Source organism: Melaminivora jejuensis, from assembly GCF_017811175.1.
Taxonomy (GTDB): domain Bacteria; phylum Pseudomonadota; class Gammaproteobacteria; order Burkholderiales; family Burkholderiaceae_C; genus Melaminivora; species Melaminivora jejuensis.
Genome location: NZ_JACWIJ010000001.1, coordinates 1 through 24,120 on the forward strand (window position 1 = coordinate 1; position 24,120 = coordinate 24,120).

At 68.3% G+C, this 24,120-nt stretch carries 19 protein-coding genes and 6 pseudogenes; 11 read left to right on the forward strand and 14 right to left on the reverse strand.

The annotated features are described in order from the left end of the window. The 6 genes and pseudogenes from IDM45_RS00005 to IDM45_RS17850 form a co-directional block, all read left to right on the forward strand. A pseudogene (locus IDM45_RS00005) lies at positions 1-682 on the forward strand (ABC transporter permease); the annotation flags it as partial. 17 nt (positions 683-699) lie between these two features. Next, positions 700-1,218: an ATP-binding cassette domain-containing protein gene (locus IDM45_RS17320; RefSeq protein WP_233457447.1), complete on the forward strand. Its 519-nt coding sequence runs from the start codon at positions 700-702 to the stop codon at positions 1,216-1,218. 31 nt (positions 1,219-1,249) lie between these two features. After that, the gene (locus IDM45_RS17845) at positions 1,250-1,372 is read left to right on the forward strand and encodes a hypothetical protein (RefSeq protein ID WP_267912094.1); all 123 of its coding nucleotides are present in this window, start codon (positions 1,250-1,252) and stop codon (positions 1,370-1,372) included. A 3-nt stretch (positions 1,373-1,375) separates the two neighbouring features. Beyond that, entirely contained in the window at positions 1,376-1,522 is a 147-nt protein-coding gene (locus IDM45_RS17325) for an ABC transporter ATP-binding protein (RefSeq protein ID WP_233457448.1), read from the forward strand. Positions 1,523-1,740: 218 nt separating this feature from the next. Continuing rightward, positions 1,741-2,788, forward strand: a pseudogene (locus tag IDM45_RS00015) (ABC transporter ATP-binding protein). Between the two features lie 372 nt (positions 2,789-3,160). Next, positions 3,161-3,754 (forward strand): metallophosphoesterase, encoded by a 594-nt coding sequence (locus IDM45_RS17850; protein WP_325168923.1) that lies wholly within the window; start codon positions 3,161-3,163, stop codon positions 3,752-3,754. 16 nt (positions 3,755-3,770) lie between these two features. On the opposite strand, the gene IDM45_RS17855 is transcribed toward IDM45_RS17850, so the two are convergent. Beyond that, positions 3,771-3,905 (reverse strand): hypothetical protein, encoded by a 135-nt coding sequence (locus IDM45_RS17855; protein ID WP_267912095.1) that lies wholly within the window; start codon positions 3,903-3,905, stop codon positions 3,771-3,773. A gap of 43 nt (positions 3,906-3,948) precedes the next feature. Next, entirely contained in the window at positions 3,949-4,251 is a 303-nt protein-coding gene (locus IDM45_RS18025) for a hypothetical protein (RefSeq protein ID WP_325168924.1), read from the reverse strand. A 246-nt stretch (positions 4,252-4,497) separates the two neighbouring features. On the opposite strand from IDM45_RS18025, the pseudogene IDM45_RS18030 reads away from it, so the two are divergent. Beyond that, a pseudogene (locus tag IDM45_RS18030) lies at positions 4,498-4,823 on the forward strand (5'-nucleotidase C-terminal domain-containing protein); the annotation flags it as partial. A 255-nt stretch (positions 4,824-5,078) separates the two neighbouring features. Further along, entirely contained in the window at positions 5,079-5,582 is a 504-nt protein-coding gene (locus IDM45_RS00025) for a YbhB/YbcL family Raf kinase inhibitor-like protein (protein WP_209421119.1), read from the forward strand. Between the two features lie 40 nt (positions 5,583-5,622). On the opposite strand, the pseudogene IDM45_RS00030 reads toward IDM45_RS00025, so the two are convergent. Both IDM45_RS00030 and zwf read right to left on the reverse strand, forming a co-directional pair. Beyond that, positions 5,623-6,466, reverse strand: a pseudogene (locus tag IDM45_RS00030) (MurR/RpiR family transcriptional regulator). Continuing rightward, positions 6,460-7,964 (reverse strand): annotated as a pseudogene (zwf, locus tag IDM45_RS00035) (glucose-6-phosphate dehydrogenase). The pseudogenes IDM45_RS00030 and zwf overlap by 7 nt, the downstream one beginning before the upstream one ends. A gap of 167 nt (positions 7,965-8,131) precedes the next feature. Here zwf and tal point away from each other — a divergent pair. Together tal and pgi are read left to right on the forward strand one after the other, a co-directional pair. Then, positions 8,132-9,088 (forward strand): transaldolase, encoded by a 957-nt coding sequence (gene tal, locus IDM45_RS00040; RefSeq protein WP_209421120.1) that lies wholly within the window; start codon positions 8,132-8,134, stop codon positions 9,086-9,088. Continuing rightward, positions 9,085-10,691: pseudogene (gene pgi, locus IDM45_RS00045) on the forward strand (glucose-6-phosphate isomerase). Before tal ends, pgi begins: the two are co-directional and overlap by 4 nt. A gap of 206 nt (positions 10,692-10,897) precedes the next feature. Here the strand turns inward: pgi and groL are convergent. The 10 genes from groL to IDM45_RS00095 form a co-directional block, all read right to left on the reverse strand. Further along, positions 10,898-12,544: a chaperonin GroEL gene (gene groL / locus IDM45_RS00050; protein ID WP_209421121.1), complete on the reverse strand. Its 1,647-nt coding sequence runs from the start codon at positions 12,542-12,544 to the stop codon at positions 10,898-10,900. Between the two features lie 95 nt (positions 12,545-12,639). Beyond that, a complete protein-coding gene (gene groES, locus IDM45_RS00055; protein WP_209421122.1) occupies positions 12,640-12,930 on the reverse strand; it encodes a co-chaperone GroES in 291 nt (96 codons plus the stop codon). Positions 12,931-13,172: 242 nt separating this feature from the next. Next, positions 13,173-14,060, reverse strand: coding sequence for an alpha/beta fold hydrolase (locus IDM45_RS00060; RefSeq protein ID WP_209421123.1), 888 nt, complete (start codon positions 14,058-14,060; stop codon positions 13,173-13,175). Between the two features lie 31 nt (positions 14,061-14,091). Continuing rightward, positions 14,092-15,168 (reverse strand): branched-chain amino acid ABC transporter permease, encoded by a 1,077-nt coding sequence (locus IDM45_RS00065; RefSeq protein WP_209421144.1) that lies wholly within the window; start codon positions 15,166-15,168, stop codon positions 14,092-14,094. 16 nt (positions 15,169-15,184) lie between these two features. Then, positions 15,185-16,168, reverse strand: a complete 984-nt coding sequence (locus IDM45_RS00070; RefSeq protein WP_209421124.1) for a branched-chain amino acid ABC transporter permease — start codon at positions 16,166-16,168, stop codon at positions 15,185-15,187. A gap of 49 nt (positions 16,169-16,217) precedes the next feature. Next, positions 16,218-16,946, reverse strand: coding sequence for an ABC transporter ATP-binding protein (locus IDM45_RS00075; protein ID WP_209421125.1), 729 nt, complete (start codon positions 16,944-16,946; stop codon positions 16,218-16,220). Continuing rightward, the gene (locus IDM45_RS00080; protein WP_209421126.1) at positions 16,943-17,719 is read right to left on the reverse strand and encodes an ABC transporter ATP-binding protein; all 777 of its coding nucleotides are present in this window, start codon (positions 17,717-17,719) and stop codon (positions 16,943-16,945) included. The genes IDM45_RS00075 and IDM45_RS00080 overlap by 4 nt, the downstream gene beginning before the upstream one ends. Before the next feature lie 82 nt (positions 17,720-17,801). After that, positions 17,802-18,989, reverse strand: coding sequence for a substrate-binding domain-containing protein (locus IDM45_RS00085; RefSeq protein WP_209421127.1), 1,188 nt, complete (start codon positions 18,987-18,989; stop codon positions 17,802-17,804). Between the two features lie 225 nt (positions 18,990-19,214). Then, a complete protein-coding gene (locus IDM45_RS00090) occupies positions 19,215-20,789 on the reverse strand; it encodes a sigma-54 interaction domain-containing protein (RefSeq protein ID WP_209421128.1) in 1,575 nt (524 codons plus the stop codon). A 96-nt stretch (positions 20,790-20,885) separates the two neighbouring features. Then, complete coding sequence (locus IDM45_RS00095) at positions 20,886-22,016, reverse strand: bifunctional nicotinamide-nucleotide adenylyltransferase/Nudix hydroxylase (RefSeq protein ID WP_209421129.1); 1,131 nt, start codon at positions 22,014-22,016, stop codon at positions 20,886-20,888. Between the two features lie 112 nt (positions 22,017-22,128). Between IDM45_RS00095 and IDM45_RS00100 the strand changes: the two genes are divergently transcribed. Further along, positions 22,129-23,676 (forward strand): ATP-binding protein, encoded by a 1,548-nt coding sequence (locus IDM45_RS00100; RefSeq protein ID WP_209421130.1) that lies wholly within the window; start codon positions 22,129-22,131, stop codon positions 23,674-23,676. The last annotated feature ends 444 nt before the right edge of the window (positions 23,677-24,120 follow it).

Consider the following 24,120-nt stretch of genomic DNA (forward strand, 5'->3'; position numbering starts at 1 on the left):
ACGGACGACCAGGGCCGCGACATCCTGTCGGCGCTGATCTATGGCGCGCGCATCTCGCTGATCGTCGGCCTGGCCTCGGTGCTGATCTCGGTGGTGATCGGCGTGGCGCTGGCCTGTGGGCCGGCTTTGCCGGCGGCTGGGTGGACGCCGTGCTGATGCGCCTGTGCGACGTGATGCTGTCCTTCCCGGCCATCCTGATCGCCCTGCTGATCGCCGGCGTGGGCCGGGCGATGTTCCCAACGCGCCCGAGTCGCTGGCCTTCGGCGTGCTGATCCTGTCGATCTCGCTCACCGGCTGGGTGCAGTACGCGCGCACCGTGCGCGGCAGCACCCTGGTCGAGCGCAGCAAGGAATACGTGCAGGCCGCGCGCGTCACGGGCGTGCCCGCCTTTCGCATCATGCGCCGGCATGTGCTGCCCAACGTGCTCGGGCCGGTCATGGTGCTGGCCACCATCCAGGTGGCCACGGCCATCATCACCGAGGCCACGCTGTCCTTCCTGGGCGTGGGCGCGCCGCCGACCTCGCCCTCGCTGGGCACCCTGATCCGCATCGGCAACGACTACCTGTTCTCCGGCGAGTGGTGGATCACCGTGTTCCCGGGCGTCATGCTGGTCTTGATCGCGCTGTCGGTGAACCTGCTGGGCGACTGGCTGCGCGACGCGCTCAATCCCCGCCTGCGCTGAAACCGGGCGAATGCTGTATGTCCTTACTTGAAGTCAAGAACCTGATCGTCGAATTCCCCAGCCGGCGCGGCACACTGCGCGCCCTGGACGACGTGAGCTTTGCCATCGCCCCGGGCGAAATCCTGGGCGTGGTGGGCGAGTCCGGCGCCGGCAAGTCACTCACCGGCGCGTCCATCATCGGCTTGCTGGAGCCGCCCGGGCGCGTGGCTGGCGGGCAAATCTTGCTGGAGGGCCAGCGCATCGACCACTTGGGCCATGAGCAGATGCGCCACATCCGTGGCCGGCGCATCGGCGCGATCTTTCAGGATCCGCTGACCTCGTTGAACCCGCTCTATACCGTCGGCCAGCAGCTCACCGAGACCATACGCACGCATCTGCCGGTGAGCGCCCCGAGGCGCGCGAGCGCGCCGTGCAGCTCTTGCGGGACACCGGCATCCCGGCGGCCGAGCAGCGTATCGACACTACCCGCCCAGTTTTCCGGCGGGATGCGCCAGCGCGTGGTCATCGCCCTGGCGCTGGCGCCGAGCCGCAGCTGATCGTGGCCGATGAGCGACCACGGCGCTGGACGTGTCCATCCAGGCGCAGATCATTCCAACTGCTGAGAACATCTGCAAGAGCGCGGCGCGCGCCGTCATGCTGATCACGCACGACATGGGCGTGATTGCCGAGACTGCGACCGCGTGGCCGTGATGTATGCCGGGCGCGTGGCGAGATCGGCCGGTACACGAGGTCATCAACCACCCGGCGCACCCCTACACCGCCGGCCTCATGGCCTCCATCCCCGACATGGACAGCGAGCGCGAGCGGCTCAACCAGATCGACGGCGCATGCCGCGCCTGAACGCCATCGCGCGGCTGCGCTTCAATCCGCGCTGCCGAGGTCTTCGAGCGCTGGCGGTCGAGCGCCCGACTGATGCCCGCCGGCGCCACCCAGGCGCGTGCTGGCTGCACGCCGCGACGCAAGGAGGCCGCATGAACGAATCGCATAGCCTGCCGGCATTGGCTCTTCCCCCTCTGGGGGAAGGCTGGGATGGGGGCCGGTTTGATGGATCCAACGGTATGGGTGGCGGCGCCGGCCTCATCCAACCTTCCCAGGGGAAGAGGGAGCAGAGGAGAGCGTTGGTGCAGGCGCGCGACCTGGCGCGCACCTTCGATGTCTCGCCGCCTGGCTCAACCGGTGCTGGAGGGCAAGCCGCGCCTGCTGCTGCACGCCGTCGATGGCGTGAGCTTCGACATCGAGCGCGGCAAGACGCTGGGCTGGTGGGCGAGTCGGGCTGTGGCAAAAGCACCGTGGCGCGCCTGCTGGTGGGCCTGTACGCACCCACGCGCGGCGGCTTTGCTTCGACGGGCAGGATGCGCACGCGGCGTTCAAGGGGCGCGATGCCCGCGCCATGCGCCGGCGATCCAGATGATTTTTCAAGACCCCTATGCCAGCCTGAACCCGCGCTGGCTGGTACGCGACATCATCGCCGAGCCGCTGCGCGAGCACGGCATCCTGACCGACAAGGCGGCACTTGCCCAGCGCGTGGGCGAGCTGCTGCAGTCCGTGGGCCTGTCGCCGCTGGACGCGGCCAAGTACCCGCACCAGTTTCGGGCGGGCAGCGCCAGCGCATCTCGATCGCCCGGGCGCTGGCACCGAGCCTGAGTTCCTGGTCTGCGACGAGCCGACCTCGGCGCTCGACGTGTCCGTGCAGGCCCAGGTGCTGAACATCATGAAAGACCTGCAGCGCCAGCAGGGCCTGACCTATCTGTTCATCAGCCACAACCTGGCGGTGGTGCGGCATGTGAGCGACCAGGTCGGCGTGATGTACTGGGTCGCCTGGTGAGCTGGCCGACAAGGCCACGCTGTTTGCCGCGCCGCGCACCCCTACACACGCATGTTGCTCGACGCCATCCCAAGATGCACGACACGGGCCGGGCGCGCACGCCGGTGCAGGGCGAGGTGCCCAACCCTTTGAATCCGCGCCGGGCTGTGCCTTCAACCCGCGCTGCCCTGGGCAACGAGCGCTGCCGCGTCGAGCGGCCCGAGTTGCTCGACGCCGGCGACGGCACGCGCGTGGCCTGCCATGCGGTGCAGGAGGGGCGCATCGACCCGGCAGGGCCGTGAATTTGCATGAAAAATGCCGCAAAGCGTTGCTGGGCAAGCGGAGATAGCTATGCAAATGAGAGTTGCAATGTCCAGGTGGCTGCGTGTTTTTGCGCTCTTTCCCCTGCTGGGGGAAGGCCGGGATGGGAGCCGCGCCCGCAGTGAGCGCAGCGCCCGAACTGGCCCCCACCCCAGCCCTTCCCCAGAGGGGGAGGGAGCACCGAAGCAATACCCGGCCCAGCGCGCCACGGGCCATCCCAGCCCTCTCCCAAGGGGGGAGCGGGCAGACGAGTTGGCGCAGCTTGCGTGCGCCGACGGTGCCTCCAGACCTTTCCCAGCGAGCAAGAGCGCGCCCGGTTCCGACTCCCTCTCCGCGTGCGGGAGAGGGTGGGGGTGAGGGGGCCTGCTGCGGGCGCTGCGGCCCTCGCCCTGTCCCTCCTGCTGGCCGGCTGTGGCGGCTCCGGCCCGGTGCAGCCGCTGCCGCCCGCTGATGCGGCCTACCAGCTGACCATCCTGCACCTCAACGACCACCACTCCAACCTGCAGCCGCGCGCCGCCACGGTGCAGCTCGACGACGGCGCGGGCCGGCGCATCCCTGTCGCCATGGAGGTCGGCGGCTTTGCCCGCGTGGCCGGCGCCCTGGATGAACTGGCCGCCGCTGCCGGCCCCAATGTGCTCAAGCTGCACGCCGGCGACGCGCTGACCGGCACGCTGTACTTCGAGCGCGCCGGCAGCGCCGGCGAGGCCGATGCAGCCCTCATGGACGTGGCCTGCTTCGATGCCTTCACCCTGGGCAACCACGAGTTCGACAAGGGCGACAGCACGCTCAAGGGCTTCTGGATCGCCTGGCCGCAGGCCGCTGCCCGGTGCCGGTGCTCAGTGCCAATACCCGCTTCGGCGCTGCGTCCGCGCTGCACGAGAGCCGCGCGCCCGGCATGGTGCAGCCCTCGGTGGTGCTGCGCCGTAGCGGGCAGGACATCGGCATAGTCGGCGTCACCGTGGCCTACAAGACCCGGGTGTCCTCGGCGCCCGACCCGGCACGCAGTTCGAGGACGAGGCCACAGCGGTGCAGCGCGAGATCGACCGCCTCAGCGCGCGCGGCATCGACAAGATCATCGTCCTGAGCCACGTCGGCCACGAGGCCGAGCTGCGCCTGGCCGAGCGCCTGCGCGGCGTCGATGTCATGTCGGCGGCGACTCGCACACCCTGCTGGGGCCGCCGGCCATGGCCCAGGCCGGACTGGGCACGCCCACGGGCGCGTACCCGGCGCGCACGCGCAATGCCGACGGCCAGCCGGTCTGCGTGGTGCAGGCGGCCGAGTTCTCGCAGGTGCTGGGCGAGCTGCGCGTGCGCTTCGACGCGCGCGGCAACGTGCTCGATTGCAGCGGTACGGCGCATGTGCTGGTGGGCGAGACCATGCGCGTCGATGGCCAGCCGCCCGCGCCGGCGCTGGCGCAGCAGCTGGCCGCCAGCCGCGCAGCCACGGGCTTTCTGCGCGTGACCAGCCCTCCGCCGCTGCCCTGGCGGCGCTGGCGCCCTTCGAGGCGCGCGTGGCCGACTTTGCCCGCACGCCGGTCGCCGTGGTGCCCGAGGAGCTGTGCGCGCGCCGCGTGCCGGGCGGGCCGGGCAGTCTGGATCATGGCCGCTCCAGCGCCGCCTGCAACGCCCTGGGCCACGTCGATCAGCATGGCGGCGACATCCAGCAGCTCGTCGCCCAGGCCTATCTGGACGTGGCGCGGCTGCGCTATGGCGGGGCTGACGTGGCGCTGCAGCACGGCGGCGGTGTGCGCACGCCGCTGCTGGGCACGGTGACTGCCGAGCAGATCATCGGCGTGCTGCCTTTGGCAACACGCTGTGGCGTCTGGACGTGAGCGGGGCCGAGCTCAAGGGGATGCTGGAAGACGGCATCGAGGCCGTCTGGGGGCCGGGTGGCTCCACTGGGCCGTACCCCTACGCCGCCGGGCTGCGCTTTGCCGTCGATGTGACGCGCCCGCGTGGCGCGCGCATCAGCGAGCTGCAGCTCCACGACCCGGCCAGCGACCGCTGGGGCGCGCTGGACGAGAAGCGCATGTACCGCCTGTTCGTGCCGCAGTACACGGCACGCGGTGGCGACCGCAACCTGACCCTGGCCGGCGTGCCGCCCGAGCGTCGGCTGGACATCGGCGTGCTCGACGCCGACCTGCTGCTGGACTGGATCGCGCTGCAGCCGCGCGATACTGCACCGGCCTGCCGTTGCTGGCGCGCCGGCCCACCAGCCGCTACAGCACGCAGCAGTTCACCGACCATTGACCCCACAGGAAAGGAATCGACCATGAGCCAGAACTTCAACCTGAGCAGCCCGGACATCGTGGACGGCGCGAGCATAGACGCGCGTTTCGAGTTCAACGATTTCGGCTGCGGTGGCGAGAACCGCTCGCCCGTGCTGCGCTGGTCGGGTGCGCCCGAGGGTGCCAAGAGTTTTGCCGTGACCTGCTACGACCCGGATGCGCCCACCGGCTCGGGCTTTTGGCATTGGTACGTGATCGACCTGCCGGCTGACACGACCGAGCTGGCCGCCGACGCCGGCGCCAAGGGCGGGGCGAATCTGCCAGCCGGCGCGCGCCACATCCGCAACGACTATGGCCAATACGCCTGGGGCGGCATGTGCCCGCCGCCGGGCGACAAACCGCACCGCTACATCTTCACCGTCCATGCCCTGTCGGTGGCGCGCATCGACGTGCCGGATGACGCGCCGGCGGCGCTGGCCGGCTTCATGGTCAACATGAACACCTTGGCCAAGGCCAGCTTCACGGCGACCTACGGTCGCCCGGCCTGAGGCACTGCCTTCCCCAGTGGGGAGGGAGAAAAGCCCCCGCTCAGGTATAGCGCTTGGCCCGCAGGTTGTTCTTCATCTGCTGCAAGAGTGGCTGCAGCGGCTCACCGATGCGCAGCGCCACGCGCGTGGCCAGCACATCAATGACCAGCAGGTGCAGCAGGCGCGACACCATGGGGCTGTAGCGGTCGTAGCCCTCGGGGTGGTCGGCGGCCAGGTGGATCTGGCACGAATGCGCCAGGGGCGAGCCGCTGGCCGTGATGGCAATCGTCGTCGCGCCGCGCCGGCGCGCGATGTCGGCGGCGTCCATCAGGTCGCGCGTACGCCCCGAATTGCTGATGATGACCGCGCAGTCGCCCGGCTGCAGCAGCGTCGCACTCATGACCTGCATGTGCCCGTCACTGGCGCTGAGGCTGGTGATGCCTAAGCGAAAGAACTTGTGCTGCGCGTCCTGCGCCACGATGCCGGAGTTGCCCGCGCCATAGAACTCGATGCGCCGCCCGGTCTGCCAGGTGGCGGCAATCGCTTCGGCGGCGCGATCCAGCGCCTGGACGCTTGCGGCATTGCGGTACTGCAGAAAGGCCGCAACGGCGTTATCCACCACCTTGACCAGCACCTCGCCCGTGCCGTCATCGGCGTCCACGCTGCGGTGGATGAAGGGCACGCCCTCGCTCACGCTGCCGGCCAGGCGCAGCTTGAAGTCCGCCAGGCCGCCATAGCCCATGCTGCGGCAAAGCGCACCACAGTAGGCTTGCTGACCTGGGCGCGCGCGGCCAGCTCGCGCACCGGCAGGCGGGCAAAGGCGCGCGATCCTGCAGTACCAGGCGTGCCACGCGCTGCTCGGCCGGCGCCAGCGAGGGCAGCGAGGCGGTGATGCGCTCTAGCATTCCTCGGCCCAGGTATTGCCGTCGCGCGCCACCAGGGCGCTGGCTGCGCCCGGCCCCCAGGTGCCGGCGGCGTAGGGGCGCGGGCCGTCGCCGCGCGCGTTCTGCTCGTCCCAAAATTCCATGATCGGCTCGACCCAGCGCCACGCGGCTTCCTGCTCGTCGGCGCGCACGAACAGGTTCAGCCGCCCGTCGATCACGTCCAGCAGCAGGCGCTCGTAGGCGCCCACGCGCTTGGCGCCAAAGCGCTGGTCAAAGTCTAGATCCAGCGTCACCGGCGTCAGGGCCGGCGCCTCGCGGGCCGGGCTGGGCCTGGCTGCGGCACCAGCGCCGGTGCGCCGGTCGTTGGCGGCGGCGGCGAACAGGTGCAGCTCCAGTCCATCGCGCGGCTGCAGGTGGATGACCAGCCGGTTGGCGCCGCACGCGAGCGGCGTGCGGTAGATGGCGTGCGGCGTGGGCCGCAGGTGGATGGCGATGTGCGCCTCGTGCGCCGCCAGGCGCTTGCCGGTGCGCAGGTAGAAGGGCACGCCCGCCAGCGCCAGTTGGCGATGCCGGTGCGCAGGGCGACGAAGGTCTCGGTCATGCTGTGCGCTGCCACGCCGTCCTCGGCGCGGTAGCCGGGCACCGGCTGGCCGGCCCGCTGCCCGGCGGCGTACTGGCCGCGCACCACGTCGTGCGCCAGCCGCTCGGGCGTCCAGGGCTGCAGCGAGCGCAGCACTTTGAGCTTTTCGTCGCGGATGGCGTCGGCGTGCGCGTTGATGGGCGGCTCCATGGCGATGGCGCACAGCAGTTGCAGCGCGTGGTTTTGCACCATGTCGCGCAACGCGCCGGTCTGGTCGTAGAAGGCGCCGCGCTTTTCCACGCCGAGCTGCTCGGCGATGGTGATCTCGATGCTGGCGATGGTCTCGCGCCGCCACCAGGGCTCGAACAGGGCGTTGCCAAAGCGCAGCGCCAGCAGGTTCTGCACGGCCGGCTTGCCCAGGTAGTGGTCGATGCGAAAGATCTGCTGCTCGCCGAACACGGCGCGCACGCGGGCGTTGATGTCCTGGTTGGACGCCAGGTCATGGCCCAGGGGCTTTTCCAGTACCACCCGGGTGCGGGGCGTGGCCAGGCCGGCGGCGCCCAGTTGCTCGCAGGCGGTGGTGAACAGTTGCGGTGCCGTGGCCAGGTACATGACCACCACGTCCGCCGATCGCTCGGCCAGGCGCGCGCGCAGCAGGGCGTAGTCGCCGGGCTGGCTCAAGTCCATGCGCTGGTAGTGCAGCAGGGGGGCGAAGCGGGCGAATTCGGCCTCGCTGGGGCGCTTGTCGGGCTCCACGGCGGCCAGGCGCTGGCCGATCAGCGCACGGTATCCGTCATCCGACAACTCGTCGCGCGCCACGCCGATGATGCGCCCGCCCTCGGGCAGCGTGCCATGGCGGTGCGCCTGCGCCAGCGCGGGCAGCAACTTGCGCCAGGCCAGATCGCCCGTGCCGCCGAACAGAACCAGATCAAAGCTCATGGCGCCGAATGTTATCGAGTTTCACCCCCGGCGCCGGCTGGCAGGCGGGCCGGCTGCACGCGCATACACTGTTTGCGCTCTTGCCGCGCGCACCTGCCGATGGCAAGCCGACGCTGAACGAGCAACGCCAAACGCCCAACGCCAAACGACATACGAGAGGTCTGTGTATGAACCAGCTTGATGCCCTGCGCCAGTTCACCACCGTGGTGGCCGATACGGGAGATTTTCGCCAGCTCGCGCAATTCCAGCCGCAGGATGCGACCACCAATCCCTCGCTGATTCTCAAGGCGGTGCAAAAGCCCGAGTACGCGCCACTTTTGACGCAGGCCGTGGCGCAGGGCAGCGGCCAGCACATCGACGCGCTGATGGATCGGCTGATCGTGCGCTTTGGCTGCGAGATCCTGCAGCTCATCCCCGGGCGCGTGTCCACCGAGGTCGATGCCCGCCTGTCGTTCGACACCGATGCCACCGTGGCGCGTGCCGAGCGCCTGATCGAGCTGTACCAGGCCGAGGGCGTGGACACGGCGCGCGTGCTGATCAAGGTCGCCGCCACCTGGGAGGGCATCGAGGCCGCGCGGCTGCTGGAGCGCCGGGGCATCCACACCAATCTGACGCTGCTGTTTTCCTTCGCCCAGGCCGTGGCCTGCGGGCAGGCCGGGGTGCAGCTGATCTCGCCCTTCGTGGGCCGCATCTACGACTGGTACAAAAAACAGGCCGGCAGCAACTGGGACGAGGCTGCCATGGCCGGTGCCAACGACCCCGGCGTGCAAAGCGTGCGCGCCATCTACCAGCACTACAAGCACTTTGGCATCGCCACCGAAGTCATGGGCGCGAGTTTCCGCAACGTCGGCCAGATCATCGCCCTGGCCGGCTGCGACCTCTTGACCATCGCGCCCGAGCTGATGGCGCAGCTGCAATCGAGCACCGCGCCGCTGGAGCGCGCGCTCGACCCGGCACAGGCGCGCGCGCTGCAGCTGCAGCCCGTGCAGTACGACCAGCCGGCCTTCCGCTACGCGCTCAACCAGGACGCCATGGCCACGGAAAAATTGGCCGAGGGCATCCGCGCCTTCGCCGCCGATGCGGCCAAGCTGGAGCAGCTGCTGCAGGCGCAGGCCGGCGCATGAGCAGCCCCGGGGCCGACTGGCGCGACACGCGCACGCGCTGCGACCGCACGCCGGCCTGGGCCGGCTGCAGGCGCACTGGGCGCAGGCCGGGCGCTGTTTTGACCTGCGCGCTGCCTTTGCCGCCGGCGGCGCGGCGCGCGTGGCGCATTTCAGCCAGCAGGCGCCGCATGTGTATGCCGATCTGTCCAAGAACCTGATCGAGCGGGACACGGAAGCCCTGCTGCTGCAACTGGCGCGCGAGTGCGGGGTCGAGGAGTACCGCCGCGCCCTGTTCGCCGGCGCTGCCATCAACCACACCGAAGGCCGCGCGGTCATGCATTGGTTGTTGCGAAATCCACCGCAAAGCCATGCTGGGCAAGCGCTGTCAGCTATGAAAAGCGCAGCAATCGCCGAGGCCGATGCGCAAGTCCACAGCGTGCTGGAGCACATGCTGGCGCTGGCCGAGCAGGTACGCGCCGACGGTGCCATCACCGACATCGTGAACATCGGCATCGGCGGCTCGGATCTGGGGCCGTCCATGGCCGTCAAGGCGCTCGATGACCTGCGCCATCCGGGCAAGCGGCTGCACTTCATCAGCAACGTCGATGGCATGGAGCTGGGCAGCTTGCTGCGCGGGCTGCGGCCCGGCAGCACGCTGTTCCTGATCGCCTCCAAGACCTTCACCACCGCCGAGACCATGACCAACGCCCACGCGGCGCGGGCCTGGTTTCTGGCGCAGGGCGGCAGCGCGGCGCAGCTTTCGCGGCACTTCTGGGCGCTGACGACCAACCTGGACGCCGCCGCCGAGTTCGGCATCGCCACCACGCTGGGTTTCTGGACTGGGTGGCGGGCGCTATTCGCTGTGGTCGGCCATCGGCCTGCCGATTGCCATTGCCATCGGGGCTGAGGGTTTTCGGGCGTTGCTGGCCGGCGCGCACGCCATGGACGAGCACTTTCGCACCGCGCCGCTGGAGCGCAACCTGCCCGTGCGCTTGGGCGTGCTGGACGTGTGGTATCGCAACTTCCACGGTTTTGGCAGCCGCTGCATCGCGCCCTACAGCCACGGCCTGCGCCGGCTGCCGGCCTATTTGCAGCAGCTGGAGATGGAGAGCAACGGCAAGGGCGTGGACGCCGCCGGTGCGCCGCTGCCCTATGCCACGGCGCCGGTCATCTGGGGCGAGCCGGGCACCAATGGCCAGCACGCCTTTTTCCAGATGCTGCACCAGGGCCGGATGTCATCCCGGTGGAGTTCATTGCCCTGTGCCGCCCCGGGCGCGATCTGCCCGGGCAGCACCCGCGCCTGCTGGCCAATGCGCTGGCGCAGGCGCAGGCGCTGATGCTCGGGCGCGATGCGCTGCAGGACGGGCATCGGCACTTCGGCGGCAACCGGCCCAGCACCTTCTTGCTGCTGGAGGCGCTCACGCCCGAGGCGCTGGGTGCGCTGATTGCCCTGTACGAGCACCGGGTGTTCGTCTGCGGGGCGGTCTGGGGCATCAACAGCTTCGACCAATGGGGCGTGGAGCTGGGCAAGGTGCTGGCGCAGGGCCTGGAGCCGCGCCTGGCCAGCGGCGATACGGCGGGGCTGGATGCATCCACCGCCGCGCTGCTGCAACAACTGCGCTGAGCCGGCGCCTGTCTTTCTCCCCCACCCCACCCTCTGCCGCGCGCGGGAGAGGGAGCGAACCGGCACCATGACCCGCCGGCCCCCATTCCCGCCTTCCCCCACAGGGGAAGGAGCAAAAAAACCCCGCCGGTCTTGCAACCTGCGGGGTTTCCTTTTTGCCGCAAAGGGCAGGGGGCGAGCGGCCACCCGGGCCGCTCAGGCCGGCATCACATGCCCATGCCGCCCATGCCACCCATGCCGCCCATGTCGGGCATACCGCCGCCGGCGGCTTCTTCCTTCGGTGCCTCGGCGACCATGGCCTCGGTCGTCAGCAGCAGCGAAGCCACGGACGCGGCGTTCTGCAGCGCCGTGCGGGTCACCTTGGTCGGATCCAGGATGCCCATCTCCAGCATGTCGCCGTAGGTGTCGTTGGAGGCGTTGTAGCCAAAGTTGCCCGCGCCTTCCAGCACCTTGTTCACGACCACCGAAGGCTCGCCGCCGCCGTTGGCCACGATCTCGCGCAGGGGCGATTCGATGGCTTTGAGCACCAGCTTGATGCCGGCGTCCTGCTCGGCGTTGTCGCCCTTCAGATCACCGATGGCCTGGCGTGCGCGCAGCAGCGCCACGCCGCCGCCGGCCACGATGCCTTCTTCCACAGCAGCGCGGGTGGCGTGCAGGGCGTCTTCCACGCGGGCCTTCTTTTCCTTCATCTCGACCTCGGTAGCAGCACCCACCTTGATCACGGCCACGCCGCCAGCCAGCTTGGCCACGCGCTCTTGGAGCTTTTCGCGGTCGTAGTCGCTGGTGGCTTCCTCGATCTGCACGCGGATCTGCTTGACGCGCGCCTGGATGTCGTCGGCGTTGCCGGCACCGTCGATGATGATGGTGTTTTCCTTGCCCACTTCGATGGTCTTGGCCTGGCCCAGGTCGGCCAGCGTCACCTTCTCCAGCGACAGGCCCACTTCCTCGGCGATGACCTTGCCGCCGGTGAGGATGGCGATGTCTTCCAGCATGGCCTTGCGGCGGTCGCCGAAGCCCGGCGCCTTGACGGCGACGACCTTCAGGATGCCGCGGATGGTGTTGACCACCAGGGTCGCCAGGGCTTCGCCCTCGACTTCCTCGGCAATGATCAGCAGCGGACGGCCGGCCTTGGCGACTTGCTCCAGCGTGGGCAGCAGGTCACGGATGTTGCTGATCTTCTTGTCGAACAGCAGCACGAAGGGGTTGTCCAGATTGGCGGACTGCTTCTCGGGGTTGTTGATGAAGTAGGGCGACAGGTAGCCACGGTCGAACTGCATACCCTCGACCACGTCCAGCTCGTTGTCCAGGCTCTTGCCGTCCTCGACGGTGATCACGCCTTCCTTGCCGACCTTGTCCATGGCGTCGGCAATGATCTTGCCCACCGACTCGTCGGCGTTGGCCGAGATCGAGCCGACCTGGGCGATTTCCTTGGAAGTCGTGGTGGCCTTGGACTGCTTCTTGAGCTGCTCGACCAGGGCGACGACCGCCTTGTCGATGCCGCGCTTCAAGTCCATCGGGTTCAGGCCGGCGGCCACGTACTTGGTGCCTTCGCGCACGATGGCCTGGGCCAGCACGGTGGCGGTGGTCGTGCCGTCACCGGCGATGTCGTTGGTCTTGGAAGCCACTTCCTTCACGAGCTGCGCGCCCATGTTCTGCAGCTTGTCCTTGAGCTCGATTTCCTTGGCCACGGACACGCCGTCCTTGGTCACCGTGGGGGCGCCGAAGGAGCGCTCCAGCACCACGTTGCGGCCCTTGGGGCCAAGGGTCACTTTCACGGCGTTGGCCAGGATGTTCACACCCTCGACCATGCGGGCGCGGGCTTCGCCGCCGAACACTACGTCTTTTGCTGCCATTTTTCTATTCCTGAATTTGGTTCAAATCGGCTGCAAACCCTTGCTGGGCAAGCGTGAGCAGCTATGAAAATTGATGCGGTGTGCGCTGGGGAGAATTACTTCTCGACCACGGCGAACAGGTCGTCTTCCTTCATGACCAGCAGCTCGTCGCCGTTGATCTTGACGGTCTGGCCGCTGTACTTGCCAAACAGCACGCGGTCGCCGACCTTGACGCTCATGTCCATGCGGTCGCCGTCCTCGTCGAACTTGCCGGGGCCGACGGCGATGACTTCACCCTGATCGGGCTTCTCGGCAGCGTTGTCCGGGATCACGATGCCCGAAGCGGTGGTGGTTTCGCTCTCGATACGCTTGACGATCACGCGATCGTGCAGGGGGCGAAGATTCATGGCTCTCTCCTGTGTGCAAAAAGGTTGGGGTCAAACAAGGCGCCCGCTGGTTGGCGGGCGCTGGGGTCTGGGGTTGCAGCAGGCGGGGCTTGTTAGCACTCATCTGCTTCGAGTGCTAATGATAGGGGCATTTGGCGCGCTTTCAAGAGGCGCTGCGCCCAGGAGAGGGGCTGGACGGGCAGATACCGCCCAATTTTTTGAATCAAATCGGGCTTTTGCCCTTACTGGACAAGCGCTGCCAGCTATGCTTTTTGAGATGCTTTGGCCAGAAAAGCATCGACCAGCGCATAGTGCTGCGGCACGTTGAGCGCCGGGGCGTGGCCGCAGCCCGGCACTTCGACCACCTCCAGCAGGCCGCGCGCGCCCGGGCCGCGCGTGCGCATTTCGGCCACGGTGCCGGGCAGCACCAGGTCGGAGTCCACGCCGCGCAGCAGCAGCACCGGTAGGGCCAGCGCGTCGTAGTGCTGCCAGATCAGGTAGTCGTCGTCATGCGCCGTGAACTGGCGCACCATGGCCGGGTCGTAGTGCGGCGTCAGGCGCCCGTCGGGCAGGCGCCGCGCCGAGGTCTCGGTGAGGTGCTGCCACTGCGCGTCGCTCAGCCAGCCATAGGGCGCATAGACCTGGCGGAAAAAGGCTTCCAACTCAGCCATGGTGGCAAAGCTGGGCGGCTGGCCGGCGTAGGCGCGGATGCGCGCCAGTGCCGCCTCGGCCAGTTGCGGCGCGTTGTCGTTGAGCAGCAGGCTGCGGATGCGCCCGGCCAGTTGCGGCTCGGCCAGGCCGGCGGCGCACAGCGTGCCGATGGCGCCGCCCATGGAGGTGCCGATCCAGTGCGCCTGTCCGATGTCCAGGCGCTCGAACAGCTCGGCGGCCAGACGGGCATAGAAGGCCAGGCAGTACTCCTGGTCGGGCCACGCCGACCACTGGCTCAGGCCGCGCCCCAGGGTGTCCGGGCAGATGACGCGCCAGCGCCCGGCCAGGTGCTGCGCCAGCGGATCCATGTCGCGCCCGGTACGCGCCAGGCCGTGCCAGGCGATGACCACGGGCGCCTGCGGATCGCCCCATTCCGTGTAGTGAATCTCATAGCCGGCGCAGGTGGCGTAGCGCGAACGGGGAGTGCAGGAAGTGCTCATGGTCGAAAGCCTTGGATAGCCGCGAAACAGGTCAGGCGCTGCGCCGGTGCAGGGCCGCCGCGCGCAGCCGCCCCACCACGCCGGTGGGGAAGTAATAGACCGACAGCACGAACAGCAGGCCCAGCCACAGCAGCCAGCGGTCGGGCGAGAGCAGGGTGGACAGCCAGGGCAGGGCGGCGGTGGCCTCGTGCCCCAGGCGCAGCAAGTCCTGCAGATAGCTTTGCGCCACCAGGAACAGCACCGCGCCGATGGCCGCGCCGTAGATCGTGCCCATGCCGCCGATGACGACGATCAAGAGCACGTCCATCATGATCTCGAAGGACAGCGAGGTGTCCGGCCCGTTGTAGCGCAGCCAGATGGCCAGCAGGCAGCCGGCCAGCGTGGCAAACAGGGCGGACAGCACCGATGACAGCGTGCGATAGATGACTACGCGATAGCCGATGGCTTCGGCGCGGAACTCGTTTTCGCGGATCGCCTGCAGCACCCGGCCAAAGGGCGAGTTCACGATGCGCAGCAGCGCCAGCACCAGCGCCAGCGCGACCACGAACAGCAGGTAGTACGAAACCAGCCGCCCGTCGATGGTCACGCCCAGGAAGTCATCCTCGAAGGGCTCGAAACTGGGCGACAGCAGCAGGGGCATCCGGAACGTCAGCCCGTCCTCGCCGCCGGTGAAGTCCGACAACTGCGAGGCCAGCGTCTGGAAGGCCGCCGCCACGGCCAGGGTGATCATGGCAAAGAAGATGGCGCGCACGCGCAGCGAGAACAGGCCCACGGCCAGCGCCAGCGCCAGCGCCAGCGCCAGCGCTCCGAGTGTGCCCACGGCCAGCGCGCCCCAGGTGGCGCCCAGGCGCGTGGTGGCGATGGCGATGCCATAGGCGCCGATGCCGAAGAACATGGTGTGGGCGAAGCTGACGATGCCGGTATAGCCCAGCAGCAGGTCGAAGCTGGCCACCAGTACCACGAACACCAGCACCTTGGCGGCCACGTTGAGCGCCTTGACGCCTGGAAACAGGAAGGGCGCCAGCGCCAGCCCGAAGAAGATCGCCAGCAGCAGCGCCGCCAGCACGCGGCTGCCGGGGCGGTCGCCCGAGAGGATGCGGTTCATCAGCATGGTGTGCAGCCCTTCAGCGGTTGGCCACTGGATACACGCCCTGCGGGCGCCACAGCAGCACCGCGACCATCAGCGCGATGTTGGAAAACAGCGCAGCCTTGGGGAGCAGAAAGCCGGTGTAGTTGGCCATCAGCCCGACCAGCAGCGCGCCGATCAGCGCGCCCGAGGTCGAACCCAGGCCGCCGATGATGATGACGATGAAGATCAGCACGTTGACCTGCGCGCCCATCTGCGGCACCACGCTTTGCTGGTACAGGCCCCACATCACGCCGCCTAGGCCAGCCAGCGCGCTGCCGGCGACGAACACGCCGATGAACAGCCGCTGGACGCGGTAGCCCAGCGATTCGACCATCTCGCGATCCTGCACGCCGGCGCGGATCAGCAGGCCGACCTTGGTGCGCGAGAGCAGCCAGGCCAGCAGGGCGAACACCGCCAGGCCGACCAGCACCGCCACTACGCGGTATTTCTCGACGGCGGCATCGCCCAGCAGCCAGGCGCCCTTCATGCCGTCCGGCAGCGGCAGCGGGATCTGCTGCGGCCCCCAGATGGCCTTGATCAGCTCCTCGCCGATGATCATGCCGCCCATGGTGATCAGGATCTGCTTGAGGTGCTGGCCATAGACCGGGCGCACGATGAAGCGCTCGAAGGCCAGGCCCACGGCGCCGGCCACCAGCATGGCAACGACCATGGCCGGCAGCACCGCCAGCAGGTTGCGCCACAGCTCGGACGAACCCGTCCAGTCGCTCATGGCGCCCAGCACGCTGGTGGCCACGAACGCCCCCAGGGCGATGAACACCCCGTGGCCGAAGTTGAGCACGTCCATCAGGCCGAAGACCAGGGTCAGGCCCGAGGCGATGATGAACACGATCATGCCCATGGCCAGCCCGGCAATGGTCAGCGTCAGCCAGGTCGAGGGCGAGCCGACCAGCGGCAGCGTGACCAGGGCCAGCAGCGGCACCAGGGCCAGGGGTTTCCAGTCGAGGTCGCGGGTGATCATGGGGTTGGCTCCTTCCCCTTGTGGGAGAAAGATTCGGATGCGCCGGGATTCATAAGGCCAGCCCTAGCAGCGCTTGCTGCAGCGCCGCATCGCCCGCCAGCTCGGCCATGCTGCCGGCGTGGACGATGCGGCCGTTGTCCATCACCGCCACGCCATCGCCCAGGCGCTGGGCGAAGCTCAGGTTCTGCTCGACCAGCAGGATGCTGACCCCGCTGGCCTTGAGCTGGGCAAAGGCGTCGATCATGTTGTTGATGATGCTGGGCGCCAGGCCCTTGCTGGGCTCATCGACGATGAGCAGCTCGCGCGGCTCGACGATGGCGCGCGCCACGGCCACCATCTGCTTTTGCCCGCCCGAGAGCTTGCCCGCCGGGTGGTGCCAAAACTTTTCCACGGCTGGAAAGAGCTGGAAGATCCACTGCAGCCGCGCGCTGTCGATGTGCTGGGCGCTGCGTGCGCCGCGTGCCGCCAGAACCAGGTTTTCCTGCACCGTCAGGTCGGCGAAGATGCCCATGTTCTCGGGCACGTAGGCAATGCCCAGTTGCGCGATCCGGGGCGTGGCCAGGCGCGTGATGTCGCGCCCCTGCCATTGCACGCTGCCCTGGGAGGCCCGCCACAGGCCCATGATGGTGCGCAGCGTGGTCGTCTTGCCGGCGCCGTTGCGCCCCAGCAGCATGGTGACCTGGCCGCGTGGCACGGCCAGATCGACCCCGTGCAGGATGTGGTAGGCGCCGATGTGGGTGTGTACGCCCTGCAGCGTCAGCACTGCCTGGGCGCTCATGCCGGCTCCCCCGGTGCGCTCTCGCGCACGCCCAGATAGGCCTGCTGCACCACCGGCGAGGCAATCACCTCGGCGGGCGGGCCATCGGCCACCAGTTGCCCGTTGGTCAGCACGATGATGCGGTCGGCCAGCTCACGCACCACGTCCATCTTGTGCTCGACCAGCAAGATGGTCTTGCTGGCATCTCGCTTGAGCTGGCGGATCAGCTCCAGGATGACCGGCGCCTCGTCGTGGCTCATGCCGGCGGTGGGCTCGTCGAACATGTAGACCTGCGGCTCCAGCGCCATCAGCAGGGCCACTTCGAGCTTGCGCTGGTCGCCATGCGGCAGGCTGGCCACGGGGGCATCGCGGCGCAGGGTCAGCGCCACGCTGTCCACGATGGCCTGGGCGCGCTCGGTCAGCTGGCGGTGGTCGCTCCACACGCTCCACAGGTTCAGGCCACGGCGGTGGCGCCCGTCCTGCGTGGCCTGCACGGCCAGGCGCACGTTCTCCAGCACCGACAGGCCGGGAAACAGGTTGGTCAGCTGGAAGGCCCGCCCCAGCCCGGCGCGGGTGCGCGCCGAGGCCGGCAGGCCCGACAGATCGCGCCCGGCCAGCAGCACCTGCCCGCTGCTGGCCTTGAGCTGGCCCGAGATCAGGTTGAAGTAGGTCGTCTTGCCCGCGCCATTGGGGCCGACGATGGCGGTGAGCGTGCCCGGCGCAAACGCGCAGCTCACGCCATCGACGGCCACATGGCCGCCAAAGCGCACGCTCAGGGATCGGGTTTCCAGCATGGGTTTCGGGCGAGAAACGGATGGTTGGGCTGTGACTCCTTCCCCCTCTGGGGGGAGGAAGCGAGACAACAAGAGCGGGTTTTCAGCGCTGATTGCGGATGGGGATCTGCATCTCTTCGGGCTTGATCTCGCGCACCAGCTCGGGCACGCCCCAGGCAAAGGCCGGGTCGGCCTTGATCTTGAAGTGGTACATGCTCTGCATGGCCTGGTGGTCTTCGCGCCTGAAGGTCATCAAGCCCTTGGGCGTCTCGAAGCTCATGCCCTCCATGGCCTTGATCAGGGTGTTGGCGCGGGTTTCGCCGCCGGTCTTCTTCAGCGCGGCGACGATGGCCATGGCAGCGGAAAAGCCCCCGGCGGTGAAGAAGTCCGGCGGCGACTTGAACTCACGATAGTGCTCGGCCACCAGGGCCTCGTTGACCGGGTTCTTGGGGATGCCGAAATAGTAGTACGTCGCGCCCTCCATGCCGGGGAAGTTCTTGTAGCTGGCCATGGCCGGCAGGATGTTGCCGCCGGTGGCGATCTCGATGCCGTAGCGCTTCAAGTCCAGGTCGGCGATCTTGAACGGGTTGCCCGCGCCGGCCCAGACGATCCAGATGATCTTGCGCCCGGGCTGATCCTTGAGCTTGTCGATCAGGCGCTGGGCGCCGGCGGTGAAGTCGGTGGTGTTGGTGGGCAGGTACTCCTCGTGTACCAGCTTGGCATTCTTGAGCGCGTCCTTGAAGGCTTTCACGCCATCGCGGCCAAAGGCGTAATCCTGCGCCAGTGTGGCGATGGTGACGCCCGGCTTGTCGATGGCCACGGCATTGCTGATGGCGTCCTGGCTGGAGTTGCGCCCGGTGCGGAAGATGTATTTGTTCCACTTGTCGCCGGTGATGGAGTCGGCCACGGCCGGCTCGACCAGCAAAATCTTCTTGTACTCCTCGGCCACCGGCAGCATGGCCAGCGCCACGCCCGAGGAGGTCGGGCCGACCGCCAGATCGGCCTTGTCGTCCGAGTAGGCCGCCGCCAGCAGGCTCTTGCCCAGGTCGGGCTTGCCCTGATCGTCCTTTTCCAGCACCACCAGCTTCTTGCCGTTGACGGCCATGGTGCCGCCAGTGGCGTAGTTCAAGCCCATCATCAGGCCGGTCTGGGTCTGTTTGCCGTAGGCCTCCAGCGGCCCGGTCTTGCTGTAGATGTGGGCGATGCGGATCTCGGACTGGGCCAGGGCGGAGGTGGACAGCGCGGCGGTGGCTGCGAGGGCGGCCAGGGCCACCAGGGAGCGGCGATACATGGCGAAGGTCTCCTGTTGTGAATTTGTGAGTGAAGTAAATGGACAAGCTATTGCACAAGCCGTGCCAGTTCTGAATGGCTGTGCGTTGTGCGTTGTGCGGTATGGGTTCTGCGAATGCTCACGCCAAGCGCTCAATTCGAAAAAATGGCCTGATGGCCCGCCCTCATTCTTGTATCTGTCCGGATTTCAGGCAAAAAACTGCCTGGAATCCAGGCAGTTGCTCGATCAATGATCAGGGTTTTCCAGTATCACGCTACCCAGTCTCTCGTACAGCTTGGCACGCGAGATGCCCAGGGTGCGCGCCGTGGCCAGCTTGTTGCCGCCGTGGGCGCGCAGGGCGGCGGTGATGGCGCGCCGCTCCAGCTCGGCGATCTGCTGCGGCAGCGGGCGCAGCAGCAGTGCCTCGCTGTCCGCTGCCTGGGCGGTGCTGGCGGCGTCCGGCGCGCCGTGCGGTGCATCATCCAGCGGGGCGGCGGCAACTGGCTCGCTGCCGGCCTCGCGCAGCACGCGCGCCAGTTGCGCGGCATCCAGGCTTTGGCGGTCGCTGCGCATGGCGGCCTGTTCCAGCACGTTGCGCAGTTCGCGGATGTTGCCGCGCCAGGGCTGGCCTGCCAGCAGAGCCAGGGCATCGGGCAGCAGCTCGGGCGGGGCGTCGCCGCCCCGCAGCGCCAGCTCCTCGCCCAGTGCCTCGACCAGCGCCGGGATGTCGCCGCGCCGCTCGCGCAGCGGCGGCACGCGAATCGGCAGCACGTGCAGGCGGTAGAACAGGTCTTCGCGAAAGCGCCCGGCGCGCACCAGGGCGGGCAGGTCACGCGAGGTCGCGGCCAGCACGCGCACGTCGAAGGGCACCAGCCGGTTGCTGCCCAGCGGCTCGATCTCGCCCTCCTGCAGCGCCCGCAGCAGCTTGGCCTGCAGGTGGATGGACATGTCGCCGATCTCGTCCAGGAACAGCGTGCCGCCGTCGGCCAGCTTGAACTTGCCGTCGCGCCCGCGCCGGTCGGCGCCGGTGTAGGCGCCGGGAGCGACGCCGAAGAACTCGGCCTCCAGCAGCGTCTCGGGGATGGCGGCGATGTTGACGCTGACAAACGGCCCGCCGGCGCGGCTGGAAGCGGCATGGATGGCGTGCGCCAGCAGCTCCTTGCCGGTGCCGGTCTCGCCCAGCAGCAGCACCGGGCTGCTGGAGCCGGCGGCGCGGCGTGCCTGGCGCTTGACCTCGGCCGCCGCCGGGCTGGTGCCGATGAAGCTGGCGAAGGTGTACTTGGCCCGGCGCTGGCCGTGGCCGGCGCTGTTGGCCAGGGGGTGGCTGCGCCGTGCGGCCAGTTCGCGCCGGGCGTCGTCCAGATCCTGCTGCATCTGCGCGAATTTGCTGATGAGCGGGCGCAGCGTGGTCTGCGGGTGCTCGAAGAAGACCATGCCGATGGCGCCGATGATGCCGCCCGCCTCGTCGCGCAGCGGGATGCGGCTGACCACGAAGGTGCCGGCGCGGTTGGTGAGCAGGTCGATCAGCTCGGGCTGGCCGGTCTCCAGCACGCGGCGCATCTGCGTGCCGGGGATGGCGTCCTCGACCATGTGGCCGAGGAAGTCATCGACCGACTGCAGGCCCAGCGCCGGCAGAAAGCGCTGGTAGCTGTCGTTGACCCAGACGATGCGCCCGCTCCTGTCGATCAGGAACATGCCCTGGCTGATGCTGGAAAACAGCTCGAACATGGAGCGTGCGGCCAGCGCGTGGATGCCCTGGGCGTCCAGGGGCAGGGTACTCGATGACGTGGACAGTGGTGGGGTGGGGGCCGAGGCAGGCATTGGACAATCGTAGCGCCCGGCCCCTGGCCGGGGCCATGAGGCTGGTTGTGCGTTGTGCGTCGGAGCTCTGGGCTGTTCGCGCACAACGCACAACGCTCATGGCACAACCATTGGGGCGACGTCTGCCTGCCGGATGCCTTGGGCGCTCGCCCGGCCCAGGTTCAGACCCAGGAAGTGATCCAGGATGTGGAAATGGTCGTCGTGGAACTGGTCCTCCAGCGCTGCCAGCGCCGCCACGTCCACCCACTGCGCGGCGCTGGCGTCGTCGCCGCCGCGCACTTCGGGCAGGGCGGCGTCCCCCAGATCGAAGCAATGCACATGGCTGATGACGCGCCCGCGCTGGCTGCGTTCGGGGTGGTCGAACACGGCCACGTCGCGCAGCGCGGCGCGCAGCGTGGCCTCGGGCAGGGTGCAGTGCGTCTCCTCGGCCAGCTCGCGCAGGCAGGACTGCCACAGCGTCTCGCGCGGCTCGATGAAGCCGCCGGGCAGGGCCAGCAGTCCCCGGCCCGGCGCCTGGGCGCGGCGGATCAGCAGCACCTTGCCCTGGCACAGCAGCAGCGCATCAACGGTCACGAAAACCGGCGGATAGGGCGCGCAGGCCCACTCGGAGCGGTACTCGCGCAGCATCTGCCACTCGCGCTGCAGCTCGGCGTAGGCCGGCGTATGGGCAGCGGCGCGCAGCCGGGCCTGGGTGGGCGGGGGCAGGTCGGGCAGCAGCGGGGCGAGGGCTGCGTCCAACGCGGCATCCAGCTCGGCGGGTGGGTGCGTGGTGCCCGGCGCTGGAGGCGGCAGGGCGCCCAGCCAGGCATCGCGGATGCGTGTGGCGTCCATGCCGCCCTGGCGCGGCAGGCTGACCAGCTGCCAGTCCGGGAACCAATCCAGATAGCTGCTGCTGGCGTCCTTGAAATGACCGACCAGGGCGATGCGCGCACCGGCCCCGGCGTGCGGCGCCACGGCGGCGCGCACGGCGTCGGCCCAGCGTGTCTGGTCGTAGTAGTCGCGCACCGGCAGCACGTACAGGCGCTGGGCGCCGGCCTCGGGGGCGGCGCCCAGCAGCATGGCGGCGCGCTCCTGCCAGGTGAAGGGGTTGCGCGGCGTGCGTGCCTGGTGCGCCGAGCCGGCAATCACCAGCACCCGCCGCGCCTGGGCCAGGGCGTGGCGCAGCAGGGCAACGTGGCCGCTGTGTACGGGCTGGAAGCGGCCAATCAGGAGAGCCAGATCGAACATGGGTGATGGAGGTTCAGCTAGGGATCTGCGCAGTATGAAGCGGCTGCGGCGTGGCGGCTGGAGCCTGGTTTCTGCGGGCGCTGTGGAGTCTGGGCCTTCCTACAATGCCCCGATGGCCCGCAAGCAACTCCCCATCGGCATCCAGACCCTGGCCAAGATCCGTGCCAAGGACTGCTACTACGTGGACAAGACGCCGATTGCGCTGCGGCTGATAGCGCAAGGCTCGTACTTTTTCCTGTCGCGTCCGAGGCGCTTCGGCAAGAGCCTGTTCCTGGACACGCTCAAGGAGCTGTTCGAGGGTAACCGGGCGCTGTTCGAGGGGTTGCACGCCGAGCAGCACTGGGATTGGTCAGTCAAGTACCCGGTGCTGCGCTTCAGCTTTGGCGGTGGCATGGTGCAGGATGCTGCCGACCTGCAATCACGCCTGGACTCGCACCTCAAGCGCTATGAGGACGAAACCGGCTGCCCGCGCACCGACAGCAGCCACGCCGAGCGCTTTCGCAGCCTGATCCACCATCTGGCCGAGCAGACCGGCCAGCGCGTGGTGGTGCTGATCGACGAATACGACAAGCCCATCCTCGACCGCATCGAAGACCAGGACGTGGCGCTGCAGCTGCGCGAGGTGCTCAAGGACTTTTATTCCGTCATCAAGGACAGCGACGCGCACATCCGCTTTGCCTTGCTGACCGGTGTATCCAAGTTCAGCAAGGTGAGCATCTTCTCGGGCCTGAACAACCTGGAAGACATCACCATCAGCCCCGAGTACAGCAGCATCTGCGGCTACACCGACCACGATGTGGACACCGTCTTTGCGCCCGAGCTGCCCGGCCTGGATCGAGGCGAGATCCGGCGCTGGTACAACGGCTACAGCTGGCGCGGCGAGTCGGTCTACAACCCCTTCGATGTGCTGCTGCTGTTTCGCAACCGCCAGTTCCAGCCCTACTGGTTCGAGACCGGCACGCCCACCTTTTTGGTCAAGCTGCTCACGCGGCGGCGCCAGTTCACGCCCGCGCTGGAAAACGTCTTCGAGTCGGCCACGCTGCTGTCGAGCTTCGAGGTGGACAACATCGCCACCGAAGCGCTGCTGTTCCAGGCCGGCTACCTCACCATCACCGGCGAGCGCTACCGCCCCGGGCGGCTGGCGCTGCAGCTGTCCTATCCCAACCTGGAAGTCAAGACCAGCCTGAACAACAGCCTGCTGGGCGCACTGTGCGGCGCCACCGAAGTGCCCGAGCGCTACATCAACCCGGTCTATGACCTGCTCGAAGCGGGCGACCTCGCGGGGCTGCAGCAACTGCTGCACAGCTTCTTTGCCAGCATCCCGCACGACTGGTACCGGGGCAACCCCATCGCCCAATACGAGGGCTACTGGGCCAGCGTCTTCTACAGCTACTTTGCTGCGCTGGGGCTGGACATGGTGCTGGAGGACGCCACCAACCAAGACCGCATCGACATGGCGCTGCGCTGGCTGGGGCAGACCTGGCTGTTCGAGTTCAAGGTCGTGGAGCTGGTGCCTGAAGGGCGGGCCATCGAGCAGCTGCAACAGAAAAACTACGCCGACAAATACCGCGCCAGCGGGCCGGTGCATCTGGTGGGCGTGGAGTTCAGCCGCGAGAGCCGCAACATCGTGGCATTCGATACGCTGACCGTGGGTAGCTGAGGCGCTTGCTTCCTCTGCCTCTTGAGGGTGCGTCTTCACCCCCTCATCCTTTGAGGAGCACCTCTTCCCCCCCTCCCCCCCTGGGGGAGGGCTGGGGTGGGGGCCAGCGACGCTGGCCGCACGGCATGGCGCGCCAGAACCAGCCGGCCCCCATCCCGGCCTTCCCCCAGCGGGGGAAGGAGCCAGGACAGCGCACGCCTGCATCGGGCGCGGCGCACGGCATCACACCGCCTGCATCAGCCCCGCAAAACTCCTGTTTTGATAGCTGCCAGCGCTTGACCAGCAAGGGTTTGCAGCCGATTTGACCTGAAGAATCAGCAAAAAAACACTGCAAAACCCCGCCTCCAGACCCCAGGCCGCCCCAAAACCGTCCGAAGCAGCCTGTTTCCGCCCTGTTTTAACAATCAAATCAGCCTGAAAGCCCCGTCTGGCAAGCGATAGGAG

Coding starts and splice junctions, on each gene's coding strand:
- IDM45_RS00070 (WP_209421124.1), bottom strand. CDS start 16,168: ATGATCACCCGCGACCTCGACTGGAAACCCCTGGCCCTGGTGCCGCTG.
- IDM45_RS00025 (WP_209421119.1), top strand. CDS start 5,079: ATGAGCCAGAACTTCAACCTGAGCAGCCCGGACATCGTGGACGGCGCG.
- groL (WP_209421121.1), bottom strand. CDS start 12,544: ATGGCAGCAAAAGACGTAGTGTTCGGCGGCGAAGCCCGCGCCCGCATG.
- IDM45_RS17325 (WP_233457448.1), top strand. CDS start 1,376: ATGCCGGGCGCGTGGCGAGATCGGCCGGTACACGAGGTCATCAACCAC.
- IDM45_RS00090 (WP_209421128.1), bottom strand. CDS start 20,789: ATGCCTGCCTCGGCCCCCACCCCACCACTGTCCACGTCATCGAGTACC.
- tal (WP_209421120.1), top strand. CDS start 8,132: ATGAACCAGCTTGATGCCCTGCGCCAGTTCACCACCGTGGTGGCCGAT.
- IDM45_RS00080 (WP_209421126.1), bottom strand. CDS start 17,719: ATGCTGGAAACCCGATCCCTGAGCGTGCGCTTTGGCGGCCATGTGGCC.
- IDM45_RS00085 (WP_209421127.1), bottom strand. CDS start 18,989: ATGTATCGCCGCTCCCTGGTGGCCCTGGCCGCCCTCGCAGCCACCGCC.
- IDM45_RS00060 (WP_209421123.1), bottom strand. CDS start 14,060: ATGAGCACTTCCTGCACTCCCCGTTCGCGCTACGCCACCTGCGCCGGC.
- IDM45_RS00095 (WP_209421129.1), bottom strand. CDS start 22,016: ATGTTCGATCTGGCTCTCCTGATTGGCCGCTTCCAGCCCGTACACAGC.
- IDM45_RS17320 (WP_233457447.1), top strand. CDS start 700: ATGTCCTTACTTGAAGTCAAGAACCTGATCGTCGAATTCCCCAGCCGG.
- groES (WP_209421122.1), bottom strand. CDS start 12,930: ATGAATCTTCGCCCCCTGCACGATCGCGTGATCGTCAAGCGTATCGAG.
- IDM45_RS00075 (WP_209421125.1), bottom strand. CDS start 16,946: ATGAGCGCCCAGGCAGTGCTGACGCTGCAGGGCGTACACACCCACATC.
- IDM45_RS00100 (WP_209421130.1), top strand. CDS start 22,129: ATGGCCCGCAAGCAACTCCCCATCGGCATCCAGACCCTGGCCAAGATC.